Here is a 24208-nt window from a genome sequence, read left to right on the forward strand (position 1 = left end):
ATTGGCCAAGTGGCGCATGGGCCTGCAACGGCTCAGGCGCCATCGCCGCTAGCGTTTGCTCTTCTTCTTGTCGATGGTCTTCATGCGGGCCGTGGCTTTCTGCACGGTCGCCATTTTCTCGGGGCGTTTCATGCCCCGCCACTTGCGGATTTCCTCGCGGGTCCGGCCGCAGCTCACGCACATTTCGCTGTTGAGCTGGCACAGCGAAACGCAGGGGTTTTCAATGTCTTTGGCCATGCTTGCCGTCTGCCTTCTGCCGTGAACCCAATCGCCCTGCCCAGTCGCCGCCATGCTGGGAAGCGCAGCGCTCCTCCGAGTCGAGCTCGACGTGGGATGTGATGTTCGCGACGACGATGCCGATGTCCTGGAAGGCTGCCAGGGTAAGCGCCTCGATCCTCCCTGCTTCCTGATTGGCGACAGCGGCGTTCATGCTGTTGTCGCTGTCGAATACCCAAGTCACGACAAGGCTCTGCGGGAACCGGTCGTAGTCCACCCGATGGGTCAGCCAGGTAAAGCCGACGATTTCACTTTTGGCCGTTTCGCAGGCATGGGTAAGCGCGCGCACCAGTTCGCGCTCGATGCCTGAGTGCTTTCGTTTCGAGGAGGCCATGTGCCGCTCCGCCGGTGGATATCCAGACGCGTGCCGCACTGTCGGCACGCTGTTGCAGCGCGCAAGCCTGAGGCATCAGGCGGCGTTTGCCAATCGCCGTCGCCTGAACGAGGCGGATCCGACGAAACCACTGATGGCAGAAAGGTGTCTAGACGTTCAAGCCCATTGGAAGTGAGTAATCCCATGTTGAAATTTCTAGGCGGTACCGTTGGTGTGATTTTCCTGATTGGCCTGATCGTGGTGATCGCGCTGTTCAAGCTGGTGTTCTGAGGTTCCGAAGGAAGACGGGGCAGTTTGCGGGCGTATCGCTTACTGCCTTCGTTGGTACGACAGGGGAGCATTCAAAGCGGCGCTACGAGAGCACGATTGAGTTGCGCGCCTGGTGGCGGTCAACGAGTCGCATCACTTCTTGAGCACATTTCTCAATGCTGTCTCTTGCCGTGTGCAGCACCAGATCAGGTTGCACCGGCGGTTCGTAGGGCGATGTTATACCGCTGAACTGCTTGATCTCTCCGGCTCTGGCCCGGCGATACAAACCTTTCACGTCTCGTTGTTCACATTCATCCACGCTGGAGTCGCAATAGATCTCGTAGAAGTGCCCCGATGGGATCAACTGCCTGGCTCGCTGGCGGTCGCTGGCGAAAGGTGAGATCAGGGCCACCAGCACAATCAATCCAGACTGCACGAGAATTGCGGACATCTCGGCGGTGCGCCGAATGTTCTCCTGACGATCCTCGTTGGAAAAACCGAGATCGCTGCACAGCCCCCCGCGCAAGATATCACCATCCAGGATCACCGTTTGACAGCCCTTTTGACGCAGGAGAAGTTCGACGGCATTGGAAAGCGTCGACTTGCCTGAGCCCGACAGCCCTGTAAACCAGAGTACCGCAGGGGCGTGTGCATGCATCAGCGCTTCCCTCACGGGCGCAGAACTCATGGCTTTATCCCGTAACGGTCGAGCTCTTTATTGTCGAGCAGGCTATCGCCAAACAACGTGGTCTTGATCAGGGGACGGGCTTGCTCCAGATCGTATCGGAAGACCGATCGTAGAAGATCGAACGAGGAGTGACTGAAGTCTGGTTTTGCTTCGTCGATCTCGATCTTCTCGCCGCTGAAGCTGATGGGTACTTCTGAGGTGACAACAGGCATTTCAAAAACGCTTTCAACGAAGCGCTGCCTCAGATCGTTATTTTCAAGCTTGCTGACCGAGACAACTGCAATATCCGAAGGCTGAAATTTCTCCAGAAGCGTTCGCAACGGATAGTAATAAAAAGATTGCGTCAAGATAGACATAAACGGCAACTGCCGCCGAGAAAGGTAGAACCCGAGCTCATATTCAACCCTCTCCAGAAAGCTTTGAGCACTGAGCCTGGCGATCTCCTCCGCCACATAGCGCTCAACTATGTGGTGTGAACGTCGAGGAAAATATTTGCAGGTAGCAGCCTGATAGATGCCGACCACCGCTGCTGATTTGACTGCCTCAGGTTGACTGCTTCTGGCTGCGTTGACCTGAGAAAAGTAATCTCCTATGAGGTGACCCTCAATGCCCACAACCTTCTTCATCTTGTACGAGCTCCACAGCCGCTCGAACTGATTCCTGAGACAAAGCACTATTCGTGTTTCATCCTCTGGCAGTCTTTGGACAGCCGCCGGGTCTCCCGCATAGCCTACGCTGGCATCCAGCAAAGGCAGAGCGGATGTACGCGTTTTCATCGCGTCAGGCTGATCGTTGGCGTAGAGAAAAGGCTCTTTTATTCCCGGTACACGATCCTCTACCAACCCATTGATCAGCATCCAATCGGAAAGCGCCGTTGTGCCACATTTCTCGAACCCGGCGATAAAAATATTTTTGACTGGCATGGATCACTCTTAGCTGAATTCAAGAAGAGTAGCTTCCTTGGACGTATCCAAAATAGCAACCTGCCCCTTACAGCTATATCCAAAGCGACCGTTTTTTCGTGTTACTTAAGAAAACCTTGCGGACAGTCTCGTCGGCAGGGCTCGACATCCTCCTCTACGCCCACCCCTCAAGTCGCAATGTGGCTCGAACCAGACGCTGTTCTTCGCCTTCAATTTCCTTGAGGTTTTCGCAGATGCTCTGGATATGCGCAATCGCCGCCTTGCGTGCCTGCTCTGGCATGCGTCCGGTCACGGCGTTGTAGAGGCGTGCATGGTGCCGATCGATCTGACGCTTTTGCGGTTCGCGGTGATAAAGGTTGTTGACCGAAGCAAAGACCGTGTTGAGCAGCAAATCCGTCAGCGAGCGCAACGTTTGCACCAGCACGGGATTGTGCGAAGCCTCGCAGATAGCGAGATGGAAGGCATGGTCGAGCTGAGCGTGTCGGGATGCGTCCAACGATCGCGAGTGCGCATCGACCAAGGCTTCATAGCTGCGGGTGATAAGGACAAAATCAGCGTCTGTGCCGCGCAGGGCCGCCAGACGAGCAGACTCCCCTTCAAGCAAGCTACGGACCTCGAACAAATCATAGAGTGTTCGAGGCTGCGAACTGAACAAGTGCATCAATGGTGAGGTTGCACCGTGCCCCGAAAGGTTGGCGACGAATGATCCTTTACCCTGCTCCGTCTCGATGATCCCGCGAGCGCGTAGCAGCTTCAACCCCTCGCGAAGGGCTGTGCGGGATACGCCAAGTTTTTCCGTAAGACGACGCTCCGAGGGCAACAGCTGTCCAGTCCTGAGCACACCGTCAACGATCAGACGTTCGATTCGCTCGCAGACCACATCGGCCACTTGCAGATTTCGCTTGGTACCTTCGCCGTCCATTAGACCTCCAACTGGTATGACCAGTCCCACCAGGCAGACCCGGTACGATAAGTGTGAGCTGTATCTATCTGTTTAATATCGATTTTTTCCATAAACATGGAAAACCTCCAAAAAAAAACTGGTTCGACCACACAAACAATACATGGACAGTAGATCGCCTCGGTCCAATGATGCAAGCCAGTTGGATACGCAAACAGACCTCTTATAAAAACAACCGAGTGTCGTGCAACGATGAACATTCTCTACGACGAAGGCGTTGACGGGGTGCTGCCTGACGTCGACAAAAATGCGCTGCTGCAGGCCCTGAATAGGCAATGGCCGGATCTGGAGGTCCTGCATCTGCAGGAAGAACTCAAGCCGTACGAATGCGACGGACTCTCTGCGTATCGCACGCCCCCCATGCTGGTTGTGCTGCCGCGCACCATTGACCAGGTTCAGGGAGTGCTTCGCCTCTGTCATGAAAGGCAAGTGCCGGTAGTCGCTCGCGGCGCCGGGACTGGCTTGTCCGGCGGCGCATTGCCGTTGGGAAAAGGCGTGCTGCTGGTGATGGCGCGCTTCAACAACATCCTGCACATCGACGCCGCCGCCCGCACTGCCCGCGTCCAACCAGGTGTTCGCAACCTGGCGATTTCCCAGGCTGCCGCGCCTTTTGGCCTGTACTACGCGCCAGACCCTTCCTCGCAGATCGCCTGCTCCATCGGCGGCAACGTGGCGGAAAACGCCGGGGGCGTACATTGCCTGAAGTACGGCCTGACCGTGCACAACGTGCTCAAGATCGACATCCTGACCGTCGACGGTGAACGCCTGACGCTAGGGTCAGAAGCCCTCGACTCACCGGGTTTCGATCTGCTCGCGCTGTTCACCGGCTCCGAAGGCATGCTCGGGGTGATCACCGAAGTCACGGTCAAACTGCTGCCCAAACCGCAAACCGCCAAGGTGCTCCTGGCGGCGTTCGATTCGGTGGAAAAGGCGGGGCGTGCCGTAGGTGACATTATTGCCGCCGGCATCATTCCAGGTGGGTTGGAAATGATGGACAACCTGGCCATCCGTGCCGCCGAAGACTTTATCCACGCTGGGTATCCGGTCGACGCCGAAGCCATCTTGCTGTGCGAACTCGACGGTGTGGAAGCCGACGTTCACGAGGACTGCGAGCGCGTACGCCAGGTGCTGGAACAGGCCGGCGCCACCGAAGTACGCCTGGCCCGCGATGAAGCCGAACGTGTGCGCTTCTGGGCTGGACGCAAGAACGCCTTTCCGGCCGTGGGTCGCCTGTCACCGGATTATTACTGCATGGATGGCACGATCCCGCGCCGTGAACTGCCCGGCGTGCTGCACGCGATCGCGGCGTTGTCGGCCGAATACGACCTGCGGGTGGCCAATGTTTTCCACGCCGGTGACGGCAACATGCACCCGTTGATTCTGTTCGACGCCAACCAGCCGGGTGAGCTCGATCGCGCTGAAGCCTTAGGCGGCAAGATCCTCGAATTGTGCGTAAAGGTCGGCGGCAGCATAACCGGTGAACACGGTGTAGGCCGGGAGAAAATCAATCAGATGTGCGCGCAGTTCAACAGTGATGAGCTGACCCTGTTTCATGCCGTCAAAGCCGCCTTCGATCCAAGTGGCCTGCTCAACCCCGGGAAGAACATCCCGACGCTGCACCGCTGCGCCGAGTTTGGCGCCATGCACGTGCACATGGGGCAAATGCCTTTCCCTGAACTGGAGCGTTTCTGATGGGCAGCCAACACGATTTCGACGACAGCGCCTCGCTGCTGGAGCAGGTGATCCAGGCGCTGCAAAATTCCACGCCGTTACGTATTCAAGGCTCCAACAGCAAGGCTTTTCTGGGCCGCACCGTGGCAGGTGAAGTGCTCGACACGCGCAGCCACCGTGGCATCGTCAGCTACGACCCGACCGAACTGGTGATCACCGCCCGCTGCGGCACCCCGTTGGCAGAACTGCTGGAAGTGCTGGAGGCGGCTCAGCAGATGCTGCCCTGCGAGCCACCCTCCTTCGGCGAGGGCGCCACTGTTGGTGGCATGGTCGCCACCGGGCTGTCCGGACCCCGGCGTCCCTGGTCCGGATCCCTCAGGGACTTCGTCCTTGGGACACGCGTCATCACCGGGCATGGCAAGCATCTACGTTTCGGTGGCGAAGTCATGAAGAACGTCGCTGGCTACGATCTGTCGCGCTTGATAGCCGGCAGCTACGGCTCGCTTGGCGTGGTGACGGAAGTCTCACTCAAGGTCCTGCCCAAACCACGGCAATGCCAGAGCATCAGCCTGGAAATGGACAGCGATCGCGCCTTGCTGCGCCTCGCAGAGTGGGGCCAGCAACCGTTGCCAATCAGCGCGGCGTGCCACGATGGCCAACGCCTGCACCTGCGGCTTGAGGGTGGCGAAGGCTCGGTGATGGCGGCGCATGACCGACTCGGCGGCGAGTTGCTGCGCTCCTCATATTGGGATGATCTCAACGAGCACCGCTTGAGCTTTTTCGATGAAGACCAGCCGCTCTGGCGCCTGTCGCTGCCGAACAACACCCCGAAGCTGTCGCTGCCCGGTCGGCAACTGATCGACTGGGGAGGCGCCCAGCGTTGGCTCAAATCTGACGCAGAGGCAACGGTCATTCGCTCGATCGTGGAAGAGGTTGGCGGGCATGTGACCTGCTACAGCCAAGGCATGATCGACAGCCCTTTCCCACCGTTGCCTGGCGCATTGATGCGCTACCACCGGAATCTGAAGCAAGCACTCGATCCCCAGGGCATCTTCAACCCTGGACGCCTGTACGCGGAGTTTTGACCCATGCAGACCACCTTGAGCGAACAAGCCCGTCAACTGCCCCGCGCCGAAGAAGCTGAGCGCATCCTGCGCACCTGTGTGCACTGCGGTTTCTGTAATGCCACTTGCCCGACCTACCAGCTACTGGGCGATGAACTGGATGGACCGCGGGGTCGCATTTATCTGATCAAGCAGGTGCTGGAGGGAAACGAGGTCACGCGAAAGACCCAGCAACATCTGGACCGGTGCCTATCGTGTCGTAACTGCGAAACCACCTGCCCGTCCGGCGTCGACTACCACAACCTGCTGGACATCGGTCGGACAGTGGTCGATGCGGCGGTGCCGCGCCCGCTCGGTCAGCGATTATTGCGTGAGGGGTTACGCAGTGTCGTCCCCAATTCGAGACTGTTCAAAGGGCTGGTTGGCAGCGGTCAGGTTTTCCGCGCCTTGCTGCCCAACACCCTGCAAGTCAAATTGCCGCGAGACATGCATCCGGCAAAACCACGTCCGGTCACGCGCCACACCCGGCAGGTGCTGATGCTCGAGGGCTGCGTACAACCGAGTCTGTCGCCCAATACCAACGCGGCCGCCGCGCGAGTCCTGGATCGACTGGGGATCAGCATCAAATCGGTCCGCGAGGCCGGCTGCTGCGGCGCCGTGGATTACCACCTGGATGCCCAGGCGGCCGGTCTTGATCGCGCTCGACGCAACATCGACGCCTGGTGGCCGAGCATTGAAAACGGCATCGAGGCCATCGTGCAGACCGCCAGTGGTTGCGGTGCTTTCATCAAGGACTATGGTCACCTGCTCAGCACCGACCCTGCCTACGCGGAAAAAGCCAGAACGGTCAGTAGGCTAGCCAAGGACCTGGTGGAAGTACTGCGCGATGAGCCGCTGGAAAGACTCGGCGTCCACGGCAACCAGCGCCTGGCCTTCCATTGCCCCTGCACCTTGCAACATGCGCAAAAACTGGGCGGCGCAGTTGAAGCGATTCTGACAAGCCTGGGTTTCAACCTGACGCCTGTTGCCGACGGCCACCTGTGCTGCGGCTCGGCGGGCACCTATTCGCTGACCCAACCCGAACTCTCCCGGCAGCTGCGCGACAACAAGCTCAACGCTCTGGAGAGCGGGCACCCCGAAGTTATCGTCACCGCCAATATCGGTTGTCAGTCCCACCTCGACGGGGCGGGCCGAACCCCTGTCCGGCACTGGATCGAACTGGTCGAAGCCGCCTTGCCTTAACCGAACCCTAGAGAATCCCCATGAAAAACAAAGCAGTCCTGAGCCAGACCGAAGTCAGCCAGCTCCTTGCCGCCGCACGCACCGAAGCGCTGAATAATCAGTGGGCCGTGACCATCGTGATTGTCGACGACGGCGGCCATCCGCTGATGCTCGAACGTCTCGACGGTTGTGCGCCTATTGGCGCCTACATCGCCACGGAAAAAGCGCGTACCTCGGCGTTGGGCAGGCGTGAATCGAAGGGCTATGAGGAGATGGTCAACGGCGGTCGCCATGCCTTCCTGTCGGCGCCCCTGCTGACCTCCCTCGAAGGTGGCGTGCCAATCATCGTTGACGGCCAAGTGATTGGCGCGATCGGCGTGTCCGGGGTCAAGCCCGAGCAGGATGCACAAGTGGCCCAGGCCGGCGCCCGGTGCCTGAAATGAACTGACGTGCTACTGGCAGCGCTCGATAAACACCGTGTGATGGAGATTGAAAATGACCGATTTCGTTAACTGCCATGGCCTCATGGTAGCGCCTGTCCTGCAACGTTTCGTTGACCTGGACGTCTTGCCTGGCACCGGCATGGACTCGCAAACATTCTGGGGCGGTTTCGCCGCGCTGGTGCATGAACTGGCGCCGATCAACCGCGCGCTACTGGTAGAACGGGATCGTCTGCAAAGAGAACTGGATACCTGGCACCGTGCACACCCGGGCCCTGTGAGCGACATGCCGGCGTACCGCGATTTTCTGAGCACGATCGGTTACCTGCAAGCGCAACCCGATAACGTCAAAGTCAGCACTCGTAACGTCGATACCGAGATCAGTGTACAGGCCGGGCCGCAATTGGTTGTTCCCGCTGCAAATGCTCGTTACGCGCTGAATGCGGCCAATGCCCGTTGGGGTTCGCTGTATGACGCACTCTATGGCACCGACGTGATCGCCGATGACGGCGGCGCCGAGCCGGGTCGGACTTACAACCCTGTGCGTGGGGCCAAAGTCATCGCGTTTGCGCGGGCGTTTCTGGATCAGGCATTCCCGTTGAGCAGTGGCTCCCATACAGCAGCGACGAGTTACGACATTGAAGGCGGTGCGCTGCAAGTCACCCTGGACGATGGCCGTCGCACCAGCTTGGCGAATACCGCGCAGTACATCGGTTACCAGGGCTCGCCCTCTGGCCCCTCGGCCATTCTGCTGAAAAATCACGACCTGCACGTGGAGATCCAGATCGATCGGCAGAGCGTCATCGGTCAGGCGGACGCTGCCGGCGTCAAGGACCTGCTGATCGAAGCGGCGCTGTCTACCATCATCGATTGCGAAGATTCGGTGGCGGCGGTCGACGCCGATGACAAGGTTCAGGTGTACCGCAACTGGCTGGGCTTGATGAAGGGTGACCTCAAGGAAAACCTGGAGAAAAACGGCAAGACCATCATCCGACGGTTGAACCCGGACCGCGATTACACCGCCGCTGATGGCAGTTCACTGACGCTGCACGGGCGTTCGCTGCTGTTCATCCGCAACGTCGGGCACCTGATGACCAACCCGGCCATTCTCGATAACAGCGGACTGGAAATACCGGAAGGTATTCTCGACGGTGTCATTACCAGCCTGATTGCCCTGCATGATCTGCAACGCCGGGGCAACTCCCGGGCCGGTAGCGTCTACATCGTCAAACCGAAAATGCACGGCCCGGCCGAAGTGGCCTTCGCCGAGCAGTTGTTCAGCCGCATCGAAGACTTGCTACAACTCGAGCGTCATACCCTCAAAATGGGCATCATGGACGAGGAGCGACGCACCAGCGTCAACCTCACGGCCTGCATTGCGGCGGCGTCCTCAAGGGTTGCGTTCATCAATACGGGCTTCCTCGACCGCACCGGCGACGAGATGCACACCACCATGGAAGCTGGCCCAATGCTGCGCAAGGGCGACATGAAGAGCACCGCGTGGATCGAGGCCTACGAGCAAAGCAACGTGCTCGTAGGCCTGGACTGCGGATTGCGCGGGCGAGCGCAGATCGGTAAAGGAATGTGGGCCATGCCGGATCGAATGGCTGACATGCTCAAACAGAAAGTCGCTCATCCCGAGGCCGGTGCCACCACCGCGTGGGTGCCTTCGCCGACCGCCGCTACCTTGCACGCGCTGCATTACCACCAGGTCAACGTACGCGCGGTGCAACAGTCCCTTGAAACGATGGACTTCAGTGGCGTCAGACAGACACTGCTGGACGGCTTGCTCAGCGTGCCAGTCGTGACCACCGCGTCCTGGTCGGCCGATGAGATTCGCGAGGAAGTCGAAAACAACGCGCAAGGCTTGCTGGGGTATGTGGTGCGCTGGATCGAACAAGGCATTGGCTGTTCGAAAGTGCCCGACATACATGACGTCGGCCTGATGGAAGACCGCGCGACCTTGCGCATTTCCAGTCAACACATGGCGAACTGGCTCCGGCACGGAGTGATCACCAGAGAGCAGACCCTCGCAATACTGCAGCGGATGGCCCGGGTCGTCGATGAACAGAACACGGAGGACCCACTCTACAAACCCATGGCACCCGACTTCGAGCAATCCGTCGCGTTCCAGGCGGCTTGTGCCCTGGTATTCGAAGGCTGCATGCAACCAAATGGCTATACCGAACCGCTGTTACACAAGTTTCGATTGAGACTCAAAAGCACAGGGCGCTGACTGGAAGCGTGATGCCGGCATATCGTTGGTCAGGCTGGAAGCTTTGGTTCATATGGTGTCCCAGGCAGGGTTCGAACCTGCAACCTTCCCCTTAGGAGGGGGATGCTCTATCCAATTGAGCTACTGAGACACGTGCGTCGGCAGCGAGCGCTGCAAGAAACGACGGGCAGCATGTTAACCAGCGATGTGCCATTTGTCATGTCATCAATCAGGCTTTTTGCCTGTGGGAGCATTCGCTACAGATCTGGTCGTCGTGCAATCTGCAACGCGTGCCATCATGCAGAATGCAAAGTGCACGGGACACCCGTGCGAAATACCTTATAATCTATTGATTTAAAAGGATATTTTTCCGATTTAGGGCTTGGCACGATCAGTGCTATCTCTGATAGGAGATCTTGGTAACCCGCCACAGCTTCTGCCGGAGATGCCTCAATGAATACTGCACTGATTCTCTTGAACGCCTTGGCGCTGAGCGCTGTGATCGGCTTGAGTCAGTTTGGTGGCATTCCGGACCAGATTGCCCAGATCAACCATTCCCCTGCACTCAAGGCAAGCCAGGCTGTCATGGGTGCCGCACCCGAGCCGACTCAGGCTGTATCGTCGGATCGCCGGTCGTTTTGATACCGGACACCTACCGGACCAGCACGCCTTCCTCGCGCAGAATCCGGGCCAGACCTTGCGCAGCATCTTTCAACGATCCCGAATTGTCCAAGGTATGCACAGAGGCATCCTCGGTGACCTGCAACTGCCGCCCACGCGCGAGGCGCTCCTCGATCTGCCTGACCGGCTCTCGTCCCCTGGCCAATAGCCGTTGTTGCAAGACCGTCGGGTCCACCTCAAGCTGGATCGCTATCAAGCCGGGGTATCGGGCCCGCGCCTGTCCCAGGTAAGCCCGTGAGCCGTTGACCAGTACATGCCTGCCTTCACCCAGCCAATCATCAATGCTTGCCGGGATGCCATACGCCAGTCCGTTGGCTTGCCAGTCGAGCGCGAGCGCTCCGGTAGCGCGGAGCCTGGCGAATTCTTCGATCGACACGCTGATGGCATCCTCTCCCTTGGCTTCGGCGGAGCGGGTAATCACCCGTCGCGCAACTTCGGCGCCGGCCGCACGCAGCCATGCTCGTGAGGCTTCGATCAGGGAGTCTTTACCGGACCCGGAAGGCCCCATGAGATAGATCAGTCTGCCAATGGATGGCTTATTGCCTCGCGCGCTTGCGTCATGCTGCATAGCCACTATGCTCAGTAGAGGGGATACCTGCGCATTCTAGGTGTTTTCCCTGCCCTTTGCTGTTCGTTACCTGGTTTTGACGACAAAGGACGCAGCTTAATTTGACCTGAGCGTTATCGAATCTTTTCAAACCAGTGCTCATTTCTGATAATTGGTACTGGCACTAAGCCTTTATCCAGATCACTATTTGTCACAGATTTGACGCCAAGGAAACGGCGACCTTGAGGCATCATGGGCACCTAATTCGCAGTATGGGTTGAACATTTTGTCAACGCGACGGTCGTACATCCCATCGTGCGGCCAATTTTGAGAACCGCTTCCCCTGAACTACAAAACCGGTCAATTATATGCGCCCAATGAAACAGGCTATCTACTCCAGCCGCACTGCTGACAAGTTTGTCGTCCGCCTGCCAGACGGGATGCGTGAGCGCATTGCCGAGGTAGCGCGCAACCATCACCGTAGCATGAACTCCGAAATCATTGCCCGCCTTGAACAAAGCCTTATCCAGGAAGGGGCTTTGGGCGATGAGCTGAGCATGCGCCTGGACAGCCCCGAGCTGTCGCTGCACGAACGTGAACTGCTGCAACGCTTCCGCCAGCTTTCGCACCGCCAGCAAAACGCCTTGGTTGCGCTGATCGCGCACGACGTCGAAATGGCAGCCGACGCTTCCTGATCCGCGTACCGCGCCCACAAAAAAGCCAGCGAAAGCTGGCTTTTTTGTGGGCGCTTGGCGAGCAGGCTACAACAGGAAGATGGTCGCCAGGCCAAGGAAGATGAAGAAGCCACCGCTGTCTGTCACAGCGGTGATCATCACGCTGGCCCCCATTGCCGGGTCTCGCCCAAGGCGTGCCAGGGTCATCGGAATCAACACCCCCATGAGCGCCGCCAGCAACAGGTTCAGCGTCATGGCAGCGGTCATTACCAACCCCAGTGACCAGCTGTCGTAGAGCACATAGGCAACGACGCCGATCACCCCGCCCCAGACCAGACCGTTCAGCAAGGACACGGCCAGCTCCTTGCGCATCAGCCGCGAGGTATTGCCGGGGCTCACCTGGTCCAGTGCCATGGCCCGGACGATCATGGTGATGGTCTGGTTGCCGGAGTTGCCGCCGATGCCGGCCACGATCGGCATCAGTGCAGCGAGTGCCACCAGCTTCTCGATCGAGCCTTCGAACAGGCCGATGACCCGCGAGGCCAGGAATGCGGTGATGAGGTTGATGGCCAGCCATGCCCAGCGGTTGCGCAGCGAGCGCCAGACAGAGGCGAAGATGTCTTCTTCTTCGCGCAGGCCCGCCATGCTCAGCACTTCGCTTTCGCTCTCTTCACGAATCAGGTCGACCATTTCATCGATGGTCAGACGGCCGATCAGGTGATTGTTCTTGTCCACCACTGGCGCCGATACCAGGTCATAACGCTCGAAGGCCTGAGCCGCGTCATAGGCATCTTCATCGGGGTGGAAGCTGACCGGATCGCTGGCCATGACCTCGGCCACCATCCTCTCAGGATCGTTCACCAGCAGGCGCTTGATCGGCAGCACACCCTTGAGGATGCCGTCGCTGTCGACCACGAACAGCTTGTCGGTATGGCCAGGCAGCTCCTTCAGCCTGCGCAGGTAGCGCAGCACCACTTCGAGGCTGACGTCTTCGCGGATGGTAACCATCTCGAAGTCCATCAGCGCGCCGACCTGGTCTTCATCGTAGCTCAGGGCCGAACGCACACGCTCACGCTGCTGGGCGTCGAGGGTTTCCATGAGCTCGTGGACAACGTCGCGAGGCAGCTCTGGCGCGAGGTCGGCAAGCTCGTCGGCGTCCATCTCCTTGGCGGCGGCGAGCAGCTCGTGATCGTCCATGTCGGCGATCAGGGTTTCGCGGACGGCGTCGGAGACTTCAAGGAGGATATCGCCGTCGCGCTCGGCCTTGACCAGCTGCCATACCGTCAAACGGTCATCGAGCGGAAGAGCTTCGAGAATATAGGCGACGTCGGCGGAGTGCAGGTCGTCGAGCTTGCGTTGCAGCTCTACCAGGTTCTGCCGGTGAACGAGGTTTTCCACCAGGTCATGGTGAGGACCTTCCTGGCGATGGGTGAGGTCTTCGACCACACGCTGACGCTGCAGCAGATCAACCACCTGGGCGAGGCGGTCCTGCAGGCTGTCTTGAGATTTTTTAACTTCGACTTCGGTCATAGGCGAACTCCACCCCCAGCAGCGGAGCACGCCGGGAGAATCAATCGATCAGATCTAGCTTGGCAAATCGGGCTATTGAGTAACTACTGGGTAAGTCCATGGTGGTATTCCACAAGCCCCGGCGGGGCTGACGGGCGCAATCATACACTGCCTCTTCTGTTGCAGCGCTTAAATTTTTGGCGATAACAATCGTTTACGCGATGAAGCTATGACAACGCTCACGACTATCAGTGCGACGGCCAGCACGGACAAAAGAACACACCGGGATGCGAAACGGAGGGCTGGCATCGCTTGCAAAAGCAGAATGCCAGAAAGCAGAAAGCCCGCTACGGGAGCGGGCTTTCTGTTGTATGGTGGACTCAGCAGGATTCGAACCTGCGACCGCTCGGTTCGTAGCCGAGTACTCTATCCAGCTGAGCTATGAGTCCAGAGTTGGTAGTTTTAGACCAGGTTACCACTGGTTGAAACAAAGCTGCCTGGGGATACCAGCCAGCTTCATTATATGGTGGACTCAGCAGGATTCGAACCTGCGACCGCTCGGTTCGTAGCCGAGTACTCTATCCAGCTGAGCTATGAGTCCAGAGTGGTAGTTTTAGACCAGATTACCACTGGTTTTAACAAAGCTGCCTGGGCTTGCCAGAAAACTTCATTATATGGTGGACTCAGCAGGATTCGAACCTGCGACCGCTCGGTTCGTAGCCGAGTACTCTATCCAGCTGAGCTATGAGTCCATGTCGCGCATTATAGTTCGCTATTTTAGCTTTGCAACCACTTTTTCGTTTAATTTCAACGACTTAGCGATCAAGCCAGTTTACAGCGCCCTACATTTGAATAATGGCGGAGAAGGGGGGATTCGAACCCCCGATACCCTTGTGAGGTATACTCCCTTAGCAGGGGAGCGCCTTCGGCCACTCGGCCACCTCTCCGCAACACGGGGCGTATAATAACCAGAGGCTTCCCCGTTTGCAAACCCTTTTTTAAAAAAAACTCGATAAAAATTAAAGGCTTGGTTCTTCGTCTTTCTCGTTCTTGATCCGCAGGTAGATTTCCTCGCGGTGAACGGCCACTTCCTTAGGGGCGCTGACACCGATACGCACCTGGTTTCCTTTGACGCCAAGCACCGTTACGGTGATCTCGCCATCGCCAATGATCAGGCTCTCGGCGCACCGACGAGTCAGAATCAGCATAGTTTTCTCCTCAAGCAATTCATTCAGGGACAACAGTCTGTATAAGGCCTGGGACTCCCCTTCCCTTCGGGAAGCGGCGCCCAGGCCTGTGAAGCAACTTACGCCGGCAAAAGGACAGGATTGCCAGCACAAGCCAGAAACGCGAAGGGCGCGGCAAGCCGCGCCCTTCCAGGCAGCGCCTTACTCACTCTGTCGAGCGGGGGCGTCCAGTTCGAAGGCGGTGTGCAAGGCTCGCACGGCCAGCTCCAGGTACTTCTCCTCGATGACCACCGAGACCTTGATCTCGGAAGTGGAGATCATCTGGATGTTGATGCTCTCCTTTGCCAGGGCTTCGAACATGCGGCTGGCCACACCCGCGTGCGAGCGCATGCCGACGCCGACGATCGAGACCTTGGCGATCTTGGTGTCACCGCTCACTACACGCGCGCCGATTTCGCGGGCGGTGTTTTCCAGCACGCTCTGTGCCTTCTCGTACTCGTTGCGGTGCACGGTGAAGGTGAAGTCGGTGGTGTTATCGTGCGACACGTTCTGCACGATCATGTCGACTTCGATGTTCGCGGCACTGATCGGGCCGAGGATCTTGAAAGCAACGCCCGGAGTATCGGGTACGCCGCGGATGGTCAGCTTGGCCTCATCGCGATTAAAGGCGATGCCGGAAATGATCGGCTGTTCCATGGATTCCTCTTCATCAATGGTAATGAGGGTACCCGGACCCTCCTTGAAGCTGTGCAGCACGCGCAGCGGGACGTTGTATTTGCCGGCGAACTCGACCGAGCGGATCTGCAGCACCTTGGAACCGAGGCTGGCCATTTCCAGCATCTCTTCGAAGGTGATCTTCTCCAGGCGGCGAGCTTGCGCGACCACACGCGGATCGGTGGTATAGACGCCATCGACATCGGTATAGATCTGGCATTCGTCAGCCTTGAGCGCGGCCGCCAGGGCAACGCCGGTGGTGTCGGAACCGCCACGGCCGAGCGTAGTGATGTTGCCGTGTTCGTCGACACCCTGGAAACCCGCAACGACCACCACGCGCCCGGCGTTCAGGTCGGCGCGGATCTTCTGGTCGTCGATCTGCAGGATGCGCGCCTTGTTGTGCGAGCTGTCGGTGAGAATCCGCACCTGGTTGCCGGTGTAGGACACCGCAGGCACGCCACGCTTCATCAAGGCCATGGCCAGCAGGGCGATGGTGACCTGCTCGCCGGTCGAAACGATCACGTCCAGTTCACGAGGAACCGGCTGATCGGTGATCTGCCTGGCCAGGTCGATCAGGCGATTGGTTTCACCGCTCATGGCCGACAGCACAACCACCAGGTCATCGCCGCCTTCGCGGAATTTCTTGATCTTGTCGGCAACCTGCTCGATTCGCTCGATGGAGCCGACAGAGGTGCCACCAAATTTCTGTACGATCAACGCCATTTCAATGCCGCCTCAGCCCATGAATGGGCACCCAATAAACAATCCAACATGCCGCGGCCGATGACTAGACCACCGGCCGCGGGCATCTTAAAGACCCTGCTCGACGAAAGGCACGGCCAGCGCCAGGGCGCTTTCCAGTGCAGCGGCGTCGACACCGCCACCCTGGGCCATGTCCGGACGGCCACCGCCCTTGCCTCCCACCGCAGCAGCGGCTTGCTTCATCAGATCACCGGCTTTGAGTTGGCCGGTCAGGTCCTTGGTCACGCCAGCAACCAGCACGACCTTGTCCTCATGCACACTGCCAAGCAGGATCACTGCGCGGCCGAGCTTGTTCTTCAACTGATCGACCAGCGCCAGCAGCGCCTTGCCATCCTGCCCGTCCAGGCGGGCGGCGAGCACCTTGGCGCCCTTGACGTCCACCGCGCCATTGGAGAGATCGTCCCCGGCGGCGCTGGCGGCCTTGGCCTGCAGTTGCTCCAGTTGCTTTTCCAGCTGACGGTTGCGTTCAAGCACCGCAGACAGCTTGTCGATCAGGTTGTCGCGGCTGCCCTTGACAAGCTGCGCGGCTTCCTTGAGCTGCTCTTCGGCACCATTGAGGTAAGCCAGGGCCGCGGCCCCGGTGATTGCCTCGATACGGCGCACGCCAGAGGCAACGCCGCCTTCGCTGATGATCTTGAACAGGCCGATGTCACCGGTACGCTTGACGTGGATGCCGCCACACAGCTCGACCGAGAAGTCGCCGCCCATGCTCAGCACGCGCACGCTGTCGCCGTATTTCTCGCCGAACAGCGCCATGGCGCCCCTGGCCTTGGCGGTGTCGATGTCGGTCTCTTCGGTCTGCACGTCGGTGTTCTTGCGCACTTCGCGGTTGACGATGTCTTCCAGGGCCTTGATCTGCTCTGGCTTGATCGACTCGAAGTGGCTGAAGTCGAAGCGCAGCCGCTGGCTGTCGACCAGCGAGCCTTTCTGTTGCACGTGATCGCCCAGCACCTGGCGCAATGCGGCATGCAGCAGGTGAGTCGCGGAGTGGTTGAGCGAAGTGGCTTTCTGCACGTCGGCATCGACGCGGGCTTCGATCTGCGCACCGACGCTCAACGCGCCGCTGGCGACCACGCCGTGATGCAGGAAGGCGCCGCCGGTCTTGGTGGTGTCGCGCACATCAAAGCGCACGCCTGCCGCCTGGAGGTAGCCGCTGTCGCCGATCTGGCCACCGGATTCGGCGTAGAACGGGGTACGGTCGAGGACCACGACGCCCTCCTCGCCTTCAGCCAGCTGCTCGACCTGCTGGCCTTCGCGGTACAGCGCAACGACCTTGGCCTGGGCCTCGGTCGCGGCGTAGCCCAGGAACTCGGTGGCTACATCGACCTTGACCAGGCTGTTGTAGTCCATGCCGAACGCGCTGGCAGAACGTGCGCGCTCGCGCTGGGCGTCCATCTCGCGCTCGAAGCCTGCTTCGTCGATGGCCAGGCTGCGCTCGCGGGCGATGTCCGCGGTCAGGTCCATCGGGAAGCCATAGGTGTCGTACAACTTGAACACGACATCGCCTGGCACGACATCGCCCTTGAGCTGGGCAAGGTCCTGCTCGAGGATCTTCAGGCCCTGTTCCAGGGTCTTGGCGAACTGCTCTTCCTCGGTCTTGAGCACGCGCTCGATGTGCGCCTGCTGTGCCTTGAGCTCAGGGAAGGCTTCGCCCATCTCGGCAGCCAGTGCGGCGACGATCTGGTGGAAGAAGCTGCCCTTGGCGCCCAGCTTGTTACCGTGGCGGCAGGCGCGGCGGATGATCCGGCGCAGCACGTAGCCGCGGCCTTCGTTGGAGGGCAGCACGCCATCGGCGATCAGGAAGCCGCATGAACGGATGTGGTCGGCGACCACCTTGAGCGACGGCTGAGCATCGTTGCTGCAACCGATTGCCTTGGCGGCGGCGGCGAGCAGGTTCTGGAACAGGTCGATCTCGTAGTTCGAATGCACATGCTGCAGGACCGCGCTGACGCGCTCCAGGCCCATGCCGGTGTCCACCGAAGGGGCGGGCAGCGGGTGCAGGACGCCGTCGGCGGTGCGGTTGAACTGCATGAAGACGTTGTTCCAGATCTCGATGTAGCGGTCGCCGTCTTCTTCGGGCGAGCCGGGCGGGCCGCCCCAGATGTCGGCGCCGTGGTCATAGAAGATCTCGGTGCAGGGGCCGCACGGGCCGGTGTCGCCCATGGTCCAGAAGTTGTCGGACGCGTACGGAGCGCCTTTGTTGTCACCGATGCGGACCATGCGCTCGGCCGGCACGCCGATTTCGCGGGTCCAGATGTCGTAGGCTTCGTCGTCGCTCGCATAGACCGTTACCCAGAGCTTTTCCTTGGGCAGGTTCAGCCACTTGTCGGAGGTCAGGAAGGTCCAGGCATAGGTGATCGCATCACGCTTGAAGTAGTCACCGAAGCTGAAGTTGCCCAGCATCTCGAAGAAAGTATGGTGACGAGCGGTATAGCCGACGTTTTCCAGGTCGTTGTGCTTGCCGCCGGCGCGCACGCATTTCTGGCTGCTGACCGCACGGGTGTAGGCGCGTTTTTCCTGGCCGAGGAAGCAGTCCTTGAACTGGTTCATGCCCGCGTTGGTAAACAGCAGGGTCGGGTCATTGCCCGGAATCAAGGAGCTGGAGGCAACTCGGGTGTGTCCCTGCTCTTCGAAGAAGCGAAGGAAGGCTTCACGGATTTCTGCGCTTTTCATAGGTTCTTCCACGGAAACGGCGGCCTGCGTCAAATTGACGAAACGACGGCAAAGGGCCGCATTATATCGGTCCTGCAATCTCGGTGCAGTGTGTTTATGCGATAGAAACCGCCGATCGGACGGTTTGTCACAGTACTATCTCACACGCTGCGCCCCGCCCACAGAGGACAGGGAAGTTCGGCAGGCCCTGTGGGAGAAAGTCAGGCCAGGTGCTGACCGGAATCGGGCACTACCAGGATGCCCGCGCGCAGGCCGTTGCGCACCTTGGGATTGGGGAAGATGATGCGCGCGCCCTCTTCCTCGACGATCCAGCGCATCTCGGCCAGGTCCTCGGCCAGCAGGTAACCCTTGCTCAGCTCCGAGAAGTTCTCGATGTCGGCAGGCAGGTGCAGGTGGAAGCTGTCGCTGTGCTTGATGATCTCGCGGGCGACACTGAACAACTGCAGGCCGTCGAGCTGTTGGGTGGTCTCAGGCTCGTTGCCTTCGATCAACTGCGTGAGCCGGGTGTTCAGCAGGTCAAGGTTCACCTGCTCGTTCTGCCCGAAAGGACGTGCCTTGCCAAGCTCCAGGGTGAAGGCTTCGGCCTCCAGCTGTTCGTAGGTGAACGCGCTGAAGGTGACCGAGGGCTTGCTCTGCAGCAGCACTGCGTCCATTCCCGCTGCGTGCAGCCGCGCCAGCTCTCGCCTGGAATGCTGGCGGCCATCCTTGTAGGGATACAGCGCGAACTGCTCGATCTTCGAAGCACGAATGGCAGTGTGCAGGTCGTAATGCAGGCGGGTGCGCCCCGGGAGACTGAAGAAGACTCGGGCAAACTGTTCCAGCTCACCGGCGCGCAGCGCCTCGAAGCCGCTGGACAGTTCGTGCCGGCCGTTGAACAAACGGTTGATATCCTGCTCGATGAAGCGTTCGCCCCGGCGGACCGCCTGGGGATTGCCGAACAGGAACAAAACCCGCGCCCGCGGCTTGATATCACCTCGGGCCACGCCATGAAGCAACTCGTCGAGCAATTCGATCGGCGCGGTTTCGTTGCCGTGGATGCCTGCCGACAACAGCAGGTCCATGCCATTGTCACGCGCCTCGGGAGGACGCACCTCCAGCGCGCCTTCGCCCAACCAGCGCAAGCGCACCCCCTCGACCGTCACTTGTGTCTTCTCGGCCGGCTCATGGCCAGCGAGGGTCAGGTCAAGCAGTTTGCCGAGGGCGAGCATGGCGATTCCTTAGTGTTGGTGACCGCAGTCGGGGCCGTGGACGTGATCGTCGTCGTCACCCGTTTCAGCCGGCTCCATTTCCAACTGCAGGCTCACCAGGTTGGTGGCCATCGGGCGCAGCAGCAGGTTGGCGTACTCGGTGTCGTCTTCGTCGACATCGACACCGATCAGCAGCTGGCCGCGACCGTCCTGCTGGATCCACACCTCCTTGCCTTGCCAGACCACGGCAAAGCGCGTGCAGGACGTTTCCAGCTGGGTACCGTCGTCGTCTTCAAGGATCAGCTGCAGGGCGTCGGACATATCGAATTCTCTCTTCAAGGTTGGCGTTGGAAAGGATAGACCGAGCCCAGCTTGAGTATCTGGGTCAGTTCATCCAGTGCCGCGCGGCACTCGACCAGCAATTGCGGGTCGGCAAGGTCCGCGTCGCTCATGCGGTCGCGGTAATGCCTGTCGACCCACTGGAGCAGCGTGTCGTACAGCGGCGCGGTCATGATAACGCCTGGGTTGACCGCCGCCAGTTCAGTTTCATTCAAGGCGACGCGCAAGCGCAGGCATGCCGGCCCTCCGCCGTTCTGCATGCTCTGCTTGAGGTCGAACACCTTGACCTCGCCTACCGGGCCACCCTGGCCGGTGAGCTGGGTCAGGTAGCTCCAGACCCGCTCATTGTTGCGGCACTCCTCGGGCACCACCAGCAGCATCGAGCCATCGGCGCGTGTGAGCAGTTGGCTGTTGAACAGGTAGGATCGCACCGCATCCTCCACCGTCACCGCCGAGCGTGGCACGCCGATGGCCTGGAAGCGACCACCCTTGCTGGCCAGTTTAGCCTGCAGCTGGGCAAGTACCGCGTCGCTGTCCAGAAACGCATCTTCATGGTGGAACAGCACCTCGCCATTGCCCACCGCGATCACGTCGTTATGGAACACGCCCTGGTCGATCACCGCAGGGTTCTGCTGAGCGTAGACCACGCCGTCCTCGCGCAGGCCATGCAGGCGGACCACGGCCTGTGACGCTTCAAGGGTCTGGCGCGCGGGGTACTTTTGCGGTGCCGGGTAACGGCTGTCGAAAGCGCTGCGGCCATAGACGAAAAACTCGACTCCCGCTTCGCCATAGTCGCGGCAGAAGCGCGTATGGTTGGCCGCACCCTCATCGCCGAACTGCGCAACCGCGGGCAGCGCGGCGTGGTGGGCGAAGTGACGGTCATCGGCGAACATCGCACCCAGCACGCGGCTGGTGGTCGGGTGTTCGATGCTGCGGTGATACTTGCAATTGAGGTTGGCAGCGGTGAAATGCACGCGGCCGTCCGCAGTGTCGGCGCTAGGGCTGACAGTGGCAGCGTTGGCCACCCACATGCTCGAGGCGGAGCAGCTGGCCACCAGCAGCGGCATGGATTCTTTCGCAGCGCGCTGGATCACCTCGCCATCGCTGCCGCTGAAGCCCAGGCGCCGCAGGGCCGCGACGTCCGGCCGCTCCTGCGGGGCCAGCACGCCCTGCTGGAAGCCCATGTCGACCAGGGCCTTCATTTTCGCCAGCCCTTGGCGCGCCGCTTCGCGCGGATTCGAACACTGCTGGCTGTTGCTCTGCGAGGCAACATTGCCATAGGACAGGCCGCCGTAGTTGTGCGTAGGTCCTACCAGACCATCAAAATTCACTTCGTAGGATTTCATCGGCCAGGCTCCGGGACCAGTTGTTATAGGGTGACGCCCGGCGTCAGGGACGCCGGCAGGACAAGGCTGGCGGTCTCCAGCGAAGCCACGGGGTAGGCACAGTAGTCAGCGGCGTAGTAGGCGCTCGCGCGGTGGTTGCCGCTGGCGCCGACACCACCGAAGGGCGCGCTGCTGGCCGCGCCGGTCAGTTGCTTGTTCCAGTTGACGATACCGGCGCGGCTGCGCAGCCAGAAATACTGGTAGCGCGCATGGGAGTCCGACAACAGGCCGGCAGCCAGGCCGTACTGGGTGTCGTTGGCTTCAGCGATCGCCTCGTCGAAGTCGCTGTAGCGGATCACCTGCAGGAGCGGTCCGAAGAACTCCTCGTCGCGGCGCCCGGCCACGGCGCTGACATCGAGAATCCCCGGTGTCAGCAAAGCGGCGCCCGCCTCCGGCTGGGTCATCGGCAACAGGGCTACACCGCCCTTTCCAAGCAGTTCGTCCTGGGCCGCGAGCAGCGCGCGGGCAGCGTCCAGCGAAATGACCGAACCCATGAACGGCGGCGGCTGCTGGTCGAACGCACCCACACTGATGCCCTTGCAGACCTCGACCAGTCGCTGCAGCAGCGAGTCGCCCCAGGCGCCCTGGGGCACCAGCAGGCGTCGAGCACAGGTGCAGCGCTGCCCGGCGGAAATGAAGGCCGACTGGATGATGGTGTAGACGGCCGCGTCCAGGTCCTGCACCTGGTCCACCACCAGCGGGTTGTTGCCGCCCATTTCAAGCGCCAGGATCTTGTCCGGGCGCCCGGCAAACTGTTGGTGCAAGAGGTTGCCGGTACGGCTGGAGCCGGTAAAGAACAGACCATCGATGCCCGGGTTCGACGCCAGGGCCACCCCGGTCTCGCGTGCGCCTTGCACCAGGTTGAGCACACCGTGCGGCAGGCCTGCCTCGATCCAGCACTTGACGGTCAGCTCAGCCACCTTGGGGGTCAGCTCGCTGGGTTTGAACACCACGCAGTTGCCGGCGAGCAGCGCCGGCACAATATGGCCATTGGGCAGGTGGCCGGGAAAGTTGTAGGGGCCGAACACCGCGACCACACCATGGGGCTTGTGCCGCAGCACCGCCGTGGCGTCGGCCAGCGGGCCGCTCTTTTCACCCGTGCGCTCGCGGTAGCTCTGGATCGAGATCGCTACCTTGTTGACCATGCTGGTCACTTCGGTGGCGGTTTCCCACAGCGGCTTGCCGGTTTCTTCACCGATGCAGTGAGCCAGGGCATCGGCGTTGGCCTTGAGCTTGTCGGCAAAGGCCTCGAGCACACTGATGCGAGCCTCCAGGCTCAGCTGGGCCCACGCGGGGAATGCCTGGCGCGCGGCCTGGACCGCGGCCTCCACCTGCGCGGCAGTGGCACCCTGGCCTTGCCACAAGATTTGCTGGCTGACCGGGTTCAACGACTGCAGTGCCTCACCCTGCCCTGCCTGCCACTGGCCTGCGATGAAATGCGTGGTCATCATTTGCCCTCTCGTTCAGCAGACAGCGGCACGGCGCGTACATGGTCACCGGCGCCCAGGCGCAAGCGCTTGGCGGTCAGCGGATCGACCACCAGGGTACCGGCGGCCAGGCGCGCAGGTGCGGCAGTGATGCGGCAGTCGTCGCGCTTGCGGTTGTGGATCAGGTAAGGCGTGGCGTCGTCACCGGGCGTGCCCACCGCCAGCACGAGATTCTGGCTTTCGCGCACCGCGCGGATCTTGCCGGTCTCGCACTCGACCGCCGGGCCCGCGTCGAAGATGTCGACGTAGCCCTGATAGTTGAAGCCTTCGCTCTTGAGCATCGCCAGTGCCGGCTCGGTGTCGGCGTGCACGCGGCCGATGACGGCGCGCGCCGCCTCCGACAGAAAACAGGTGTACAGCGGGAACTTGGGCATCAGCTCGGCAATGAACGACTTGTTGCCTACGCCGGTCAGGTAGTCCGCCTGGCTGAACTCCATCCTGAAAAAATGCCGGCCAAGGCTTTCCCAGAACGGCGAACGGCCAGCGTCGTCGGACATGCCGCGCATCTCGGCGATGATCTTGTTGCCGAACAGCTCGGGGAATTCGGCGATGAACAGCAGGCGCGCTTTCGCCAGCAGGCGGCCATTCAGGCCCGTGCGGTAGTCACTGCGCAGGAACAGCGAGCACAGCTCGGAGTTGCCGGTCAGGTCGTTGGCCAGGAACAGCGTGGGAATCTCGCGGTAGATATTCAGCTCTTGAGAGGCGCTGACGGTAAGCCCGACCCGATAGTTGTACCAGGGCTCACGCAGGCCGACCGCGCCGGCGATGGCCGAGATACCCACTACCAGGCCTTCGTCGTTCTCAAGCACGAACAGGTAGTCGGTATCGCCGCGCTCGGCTTGACCGAGAAAGGTTTTCTCGGCCCAGGCGACGCGCTGCTCAAGGCGCTCCTCGTTGGCTGGCAATGTGGTCAGCCCGGTAGTCCCGGTGCTGCGTGCCAGTTCGATCAGCGCAGGTAAATCGCTGCTGCGTACAGGACGAACGATCATGCTATCTCCTTGAGCGGCAGGCCTTGGCCTGC

The 24208-nt window shown here is 60.5% G+C and carries 23 protein-coding genes and 5 tRNA genes; 8 read left to right on the top strand and 20 right to left on the bottom strand.

What is annotated here, in order from left to right:
• Window positions 1–48: 48 nt before the first annotated feature.
• Window positions 49–237 carry a DUF1289 domain-containing protein gene (locus AC0ZZU_RS14180; protein ID WP_476341527.1) on the bottom strand — a complete coding sequence of 63 codons (189 nt, stop codon included), beginning with the start codon at window positions 235–237 and terminating at the stop codon, window positions 49–51.
• On the bottom strand, window positions 221–610 hold the full coding sequence (locus AC0ZZU_RS14185; protein WP_476341529.1) for a hypothetical protein: 390 nt from the start codon (window positions 608–610) through the stop codon (window positions 221–223). Before AC0ZZU_RS14185 ends, AC0ZZU_RS14180 begins: the two co-directional genes overlap by 17 nt.
• A gap of 171 nt (window positions 611–781) precedes the next feature.
• Between AC0ZZU_RS14185 and AC0ZZU_RS14190 the strand changes: the two genes are divergently transcribed.
• Window positions 782–880 (top strand): small membrane protein YohP, encoded by a 99-nt coding sequence (locus AC0ZZU_RS14190; protein WP_476341530.1) that lies wholly within the window; start codon window positions 782–784, stop codon window positions 878–880.
• A gap of 82 nt (window positions 881–962) precedes the next feature.
• On the opposite strand, the gene cysC is transcribed toward AC0ZZU_RS14190, so the two are convergent.
• The 3 genes from cysC to glcC form a co-directional block, all read right to left on the bottom strand.
• Window positions 963–1547 (bottom strand): adenylyl-sulfate kinase, encoded by a 585-nt coding sequence (cysC, locus tag AC0ZZU_RS14195; protein ID WP_476341532.1) that lies wholly within the window; start codon window positions 1545–1547, stop codon window positions 963–965.
• The gene (locus AC0ZZU_RS14200; protein WP_476341533.1) at window positions 1544–2470 is read right to left on the bottom strand and encodes a hypothetical protein; all 927 of its coding nucleotides are present in this window, start codon (window positions 2468–2470) and stop codon (window positions 1544–1546) included. Before AC0ZZU_RS14200 ends, cysC begins: the two co-directional genes overlap by 4 nt.
• Window positions 2471–2624: 154 nt before the next feature.
• Window positions 2625–3392 carry a transcriptional regulator GlcC gene (glcC, locus tag AC0ZZU_RS14205; RefSeq protein ID WP_158460258.1) on the bottom strand — a complete coding sequence of 256 codons (768 nt, stop codon included), beginning with the start codon at window positions 3390–3392 and terminating at the stop codon, window positions 2625–2627.
• 231 nt (window positions 3393–3623) lie between these two features.
• On the opposite strand from glcC, the gene glcD reads away from it, so the two are divergent.
• From glcD to AC0ZZU_RS14230, 5 genes are read left to right on the top strand one after another with little or no spacing between them, the layout of a single operon-like run.
• Window positions 3624–5123, top strand: coding sequence for a glycolate oxidase subunit GlcD (glcD, locus tag AC0ZZU_RS14210; RefSeq protein WP_158460257.1), 1500 nt, complete (start codon window positions 3624–3626; stop codon window positions 5121–5123).
• A complete protein-coding gene (gene glcE, locus AC0ZZU_RS14215) occupies window positions 5123–6187 on the top strand; it encodes a glycolate oxidase subunit GlcE (RefSeq protein WP_476341535.1) in 1065 nt (354 codons plus the stop codon). Before glcD ends, glcE begins: the two co-directional genes overlap by 1 nt.
• A gap of 3 nt (window positions 6188–6190) precedes the next feature.
• Window positions 6191–7408, top strand: a complete 1218-nt coding sequence (gene glcF, locus AC0ZZU_RS14220; RefSeq protein WP_158460255.1) for a glycolate oxidase subunit GlcF — start codon at window positions 6191–6193, stop codon at window positions 7406–7408.
• Window positions 7409–7428: 20 nt separating this feature from the next.
• On the top strand, window positions 7429–7830 hold the full coding sequence (locus AC0ZZU_RS14225; protein ID WP_158460254.1) for a heme-binding protein: 402 nt from the start codon (window positions 7429–7431) through the stop codon (window positions 7828–7830).
• 52 nt (window positions 7831–7882) lie between these two features.
• Window positions 7883–10063 carry a malate synthase G gene (locus AC0ZZU_RS14230; protein ID WP_476341536.1) on the top strand — a complete coding sequence of 727 codons (2181 nt, stop codon included), beginning with the start codon at window positions 7883–7885 and terminating at the stop codon, window positions 10061–10063.
• Window positions 10064–10116: 53 nt separating this feature from the next.
• On the opposite strand, the gene AC0ZZU_RS14235 is transcribed toward AC0ZZU_RS14230, so the two are convergent.
• A tRNA-Arg gene (locus AC0ZZU_RS14235) sits at window positions 10117–10193 on the bottom strand.
• Window positions 10194–10495: 302 nt separating this feature from the next.
• Between AC0ZZU_RS14235 and AC0ZZU_RS14240 the strand changes: the two genes are divergently transcribed.
• Window positions 10496–10684 (top strand): hypothetical protein, encoded by a 189-nt coding sequence (locus AC0ZZU_RS14240; RefSeq protein WP_476341538.1) that lies wholly within the window; start codon window positions 10496–10498, stop codon window positions 10682–10684.
• 10 nt (window positions 10685–10694) lie between these two features.
• Here the strand turns inward: AC0ZZU_RS14240 and phnN are convergent, their stop codons facing one another.
• A complete protein-coding gene (phnN, locus tag AC0ZZU_RS14245; protein WP_476341540.1) occupies window positions 10695–11291 on the bottom strand; it encodes a phosphonate metabolism protein/1,5-bisphosphokinase (PRPP-forming) PhnN in 597 nt (198 codons plus the stop codon).
• Window positions 11292–11638: 347 nt separating this feature from the next.
• Here phnN and AC0ZZU_RS14250 point away from each other — a divergent pair, with 347 nt between their 5' ends.
• Entirely contained in the window at window positions 11639–11965 is a 327-nt protein-coding gene (locus AC0ZZU_RS14250) for an Arc family DNA-binding protein (protein ID WP_003254499.1), read from the top strand.
• Window positions 11966–12031: 66 nt separating this feature from the next.
• On the opposite strand, the gene mgtE is transcribed toward AC0ZZU_RS14250, so the two are convergent.
• The 13 genes from mgtE to astA all read right to left on the bottom strand — a co-directional run bounded on the left by mgtE (window position 12032) and on the right by astA (window position 24176).
• Window positions 12032–13474 (bottom strand): magnesium transporter, encoded by a 1443-nt coding sequence (gene mgtE, locus AC0ZZU_RS14255; RefSeq protein WP_476341541.1) that lies wholly within the window; start codon window positions 13472–13474, stop codon window positions 12032–12034.
• A gap of 351 nt (window positions 13475–13825) precedes the next feature.
• A tRNA-Arg gene (locus AC0ZZU_RS14260) sits at window positions 13826–13902 on the bottom strand.
• 75 nt (window positions 13903–13977) lie between these two features.
• Window positions 13978–14054: transfer RNA gene (locus AC0ZZU_RS14265), tRNA-Arg, on the bottom strand.
• Between the two features lie 74 nt (window positions 14055–14128).
• Window positions 14129–14205 (bottom strand) — tRNA-Arg (locus AC0ZZU_RS14270).
• 104 nt (window positions 14206–14309) lie between these two features.
• Window positions 14310–14400: transfer RNA gene (locus tag AC0ZZU_RS14275), tRNA-Ser, on the bottom strand.
• A gap of 72 nt (window positions 14401–14472) precedes the next feature.
• Window positions 14473–14661 carry a carbon storage regulator CsrA gene (gene csrA, locus AC0ZZU_RS14280; protein ID WP_023533771.1) on the bottom strand — a complete coding sequence of 63 codons (189 nt, stop codon included), beginning with the start codon at window positions 14659–14661 and terminating at the stop codon, window positions 14473–14475.
• Between the two features lie 180 nt (window positions 14662–14841).
• Window positions 14842–16077, bottom strand: a complete 1236-nt coding sequence (locus AC0ZZU_RS14285; RefSeq protein ID WP_158460249.1) for an aspartate kinase — start codon at window positions 16075–16077, stop codon at window positions 14842–14844.
• Between the two features lie 87 nt (window positions 16078–16164).
• Complete coding sequence (alaS, locus tag AC0ZZU_RS14290; RefSeq protein WP_476341543.1) at window positions 16165–18789, bottom strand: alanine--tRNA ligase; 2625 nt, start codon at window positions 18787–18789, stop codon at window positions 16165–16167.
• A 200-nt stretch (window positions 18790–18989) separates the two neighbouring features.
• Complete coding sequence (gene astE, locus AC0ZZU_RS14295; protein ID WP_476341545.1) at window positions 18990–19997, bottom strand: succinylglutamate desuccinylase; 1008 nt, start codon at window positions 19995–19997, stop codon at window positions 18990–18992.
• Window positions 19998–20006: 9 nt separating this feature from the next.
• Entirely contained in the window at window positions 20007–20297 is a 291-nt protein-coding gene (locus AC0ZZU_RS14300) for a topoisomerase II (RefSeq protein WP_476341546.1), read from the bottom strand.
• A gap of 14 nt (window positions 20298–20311) precedes the next feature.
• Window positions 20312–21661 (bottom strand): N-succinylarginine dihydrolase, encoded by a 1350-nt coding sequence (astB, locus tag AC0ZZU_RS14305; protein WP_476341547.1) that lies wholly within the window; start codon window positions 21659–21661, stop codon window positions 20312–20314.
• Between the two features lie 23 nt (window positions 21662–21684).
• A complete protein-coding gene (astD, locus tag AC0ZZU_RS14310; protein ID WP_476341549.1) occupies window positions 21685–23151 on the bottom strand; it encodes a succinylglutamate-semialdehyde dehydrogenase in 1467 nt (488 codons plus the stop codon).
• Complete coding sequence (astA, locus tag AC0ZZU_RS14315; RefSeq protein WP_476341550.1) at window positions 23148–24176, bottom strand: arginine N-succinyltransferase; 1029 nt, start codon at window positions 24174–24176, stop codon at window positions 23148–23150. The genes astD and astA overlap by 4 nt, the downstream gene beginning before the upstream one ends.
• Between the last annotated feature and the right edge of the window lie 32 nt (window positions 24177–24208).

This window comes from Pseudomonas sp. JE3303 (assembly GCF_056312565.1).